The 2,804-nt window shown below is 66.7% G+C and carries 2 protein-coding genes and 1 pseudogene; all 3 read left to right on the top strand.

Annotated elements, in window-relative coordinates; genetic code table 11:
* Nucleotides 1-648 (top strand): annotated as a pseudogene (locus V6M46_RS09260) (F0F1 ATP synthase subunit alpha); the annotation flags it as partial.
* 3 nt (nucleotides 649-651) lie between these two features.
* Nucleotides 652-1,563, top strand: a complete 912-nt coding sequence (locus tag V6M46_RS09255; protein WP_332664052.1) for a F0F1 ATP synthase subunit gamma — start codon at nucleotides 652-654, stop codon at nucleotides 1,561-1,563.
* 5 nt (nucleotides 1,564-1,568) lie between these two features.
* The coding region (gene atpD / locus V6M46_RS09250) for a F0F1 ATP synthase subunit beta (protein WP_332664050.1) at nucleotides 1,569-2,804 on the top strand (1,236 nt) is incomplete at its 3' end.

The following is a 2,804-nucleotide window of genomic DNA, read 5'->3' as shown; positions in this document are numbered from 1 at the left end:
GAGACCAAGGCCAACGACGTCTCGGCGTTCATCCCGACCAACGTCATCTCGATCACCGACGGTCAGATCTTCCTGCAGTCGGACCTGTTCGCGGCCAACCAGCGCCCGGCCATCGACGTCGGTATCTCCGTCTCCCGAGTGGGTGGCGCGGCGATGACCAAGGCGATGAAGGCCGTGACCGGCTCGCTCAAGGTCGACCTGGCGCAGTTCCGCGCGATGGAGGCGTTCGCGATGTTCGCCTCCGACCTCGACGCCGCGTCGCGTCAGCAGCTGGACCGTGGTCAGCGCCTGATGGCGCTCCTCAAGCAGCCGGCGTACTCGCCGTACCCGCTCGAGGAGATGACCGTGTCGCTGTGGATCGGCACCACCGGTCGCCTCGACAAGGTCCCCACCGAAGACGTGCTCCGCTTCGAGCACGAGTTCCTCGACTACCTGCGTCGTTCGCAGGCGCAGATCCTGGACACCATCCGGGAGACGCAGAAGTTCGAGGACGGCACGGAGCAGGCGCTCGAGGCGGCGTACAACTCGTTCCTCGACCAGTTCGAGACCTCGGACGGCCAGTCGATCAAGGCTGGCAAGGAAGTCCACGAGGCACTCGAGGCGGACGACGTCGAGCAGGAGCAGATCGTCAAGCAGAAGCGGGGCTGAACCATGGCTCTTTCGGTGCGCGAATATCGCGCGCGGATCAAATCGACGCAGTCGATGAAGAAGATCACGCGCGCCATGGAGCTCATCGCTGCGTCCCGGATCATCAAGGCGCAGCAGCGGGCTCAGTCCGCGGCGCCCTACAGCCGCGAGCTCACCCGGGCGGTCTCGGCCGTGGCGACGTTCTCGAACGTCGACCACGCGCTGGTGACCGAGCCGACCGAGTCCGACCACGCCTCGGTCCTGGTGATCACCAGTGACCGCGGTCTGGCCGGCGCGTACTCCTCGAGCGTGCTCAAGGAGGCCGAGCGTCTCGTCGAGAAGCTCAGGGGCGAGGGCAAGACCGTCACGCTCTACACGTCCGGTCGCAAGGCTGCTGCGTACTACAAGTTCCGGAACCGTCCGGTCGAGAAGAGCTGGGCGGGCTACTCCGACCAGCCGACGTACGACGACGCCCGGGAGATCGCCAACACCCTGATCGCCGCGTTCGTGGCCGAGCAGGACGAGGACTCGACCGACGAGGTCCACATCGTCTACACCCGGTTCCGCTCGATGCTCGTCCAGGAGCCGACCGCGCTGCGGCTGCTCCCGCTCGAGGTCGTCGAGGGCACCGAGGCGCCGGAGCCCGGCGAGGTGCTCCCGTTGTACGAGTTCGAGCCGTCGGCCCACGAGGTGCTCGACGCGTTGCTCCCGAAGTACGTCACCAGCCGGATCTTCGCCGCGCTGCTGCAGGCCGCCGCTTCCGAGCTGGCCGCGCGACAGAAGGCGATGAAGTCCGCGACGGACAACGCCGAAGAGCTGATCAAGAAGTACACCCGAATCGCCAACCAGGCCCGTCAGGCCGGCATTACCCAGGAAATCAGCGAGATCGTCGGTGGCGTGAATGCCCTCGCCGACGCCACCGCAGGGAGCGAGTGAGAGACATGACTGCCACTATCAACGAAACCGCTGAGACCACCGCGGGCGGCGTCGGCCGGATCGCACGGGTCATCGGCCCCGTCGTCGACATCGAGTTCGCGGCCGGCGAGATGCCCGCGATCTACAACAAGCTCGAGACCGAGTTCGACCTGGTCGGCGAGACCAAGAAGCTCTCGCTCGAGGTCGCCCAGCACATCGGTGACGGCATGGTCCGCGCGATCTCGCTGCAGCCGACCGACGGCCTGGTCCGCGGCGCGCAGGTGACCGACACCGGCGGCCCGATCACGGTCCCCGTCGGCGACGCGACCCTCGGCAAGGTGTTCAACACCCTCGGCGAGTGCCTCAACCTCGAAGAGGGCGAGACCCTGGACGTCAAGGAGCGGTGGGGCATCCACCGCAAGGCGCCCGCGTTCGACCAGCTCGAGTCCAAGACCCAGATGTTCGAGACCGGCATCAAGGTCATCGACCTGCTCGCGCCGTACGTCCTCGGCGGCAAGATCGGCCTGTTCGGTGGTGCCGGTGTCGGCAAGACCGTTCTGATCCAGGAAATGATCGCCCGTGTGGCCAAGGACCACGGTGGTGTGTCGGTGTTCGCCGGTGTCGGCGAGCGCACCCGTGAGGGCAACGACCTCATCGTCGAGATGGACGAGGCCGGCGTCATCGGCCAGACCGCTCTCGTGTTCGGCCAGATGGACGAGCCGCCGGGCACGCGTCTGCGCGTCGCCCTCTCGGCGCTGACGATGGCGGAGTACTTCCGCGACGTGCAGGGCCAGGACGTGCTGCTGTTCATCGACAACATCTTCCGGTTCACCCAGGCCGGTTCCGAGGTCTCGACCCTGCTCGGCCGGATGCCGTCCGCGGTGGGTTACCAGCCGAACCTGGCCGACGAGATGGGCACGCTCCAGGAGCGGATCACCTCGACGCGCGGACACTCGATCACCTCGATGCAGGCGATCTACGTCCCCGCCGACGACTACACCGACCCGGCTCCGGCGGCGACGTTCGCGCACCTCGACGCGACCACCGAGCTCTCCCGTGAGATCGCGTCGCTGGGTATCTACCCGGCCGTTGACCCGCTGACCTCGACCTCGCGGATCCTCGACCCGCAGTACATCGGGCAGGCGCACTACGACTGCGCGATCCGGATCAAGCAGATCCTGCAGCGCAACAAGGAGCTCCAGGACATCATCGCGATCCTCGGTGTCGACGAGCTCTCCGAAGAGGACAAGATCATCGTGTCC

Source organism: Aeromicrobium sp. (assembly GCF_036676885.1).
Taxonomy (GTDB): domain Bacteria; phylum Actinomycetota; class Actinomycetes; order Propionibacteriales; family Nocardioidaceae; genus Aeromicrobium.
Note: the sequence above shows the minus strand (reverse complement) of the source record. Positions and strands in the feature narration are given on the sequence as shown.

What these genes read in the sequence shown, in the direction of transcription:
- V6M46_RS09255 (WP_332664052.1), top strand. Translation starts at nt 652, where the DNA reads ATGGCTCTTTCGGTGCGCGAATATCGCGCGCGGATCAAATCGACGCAG.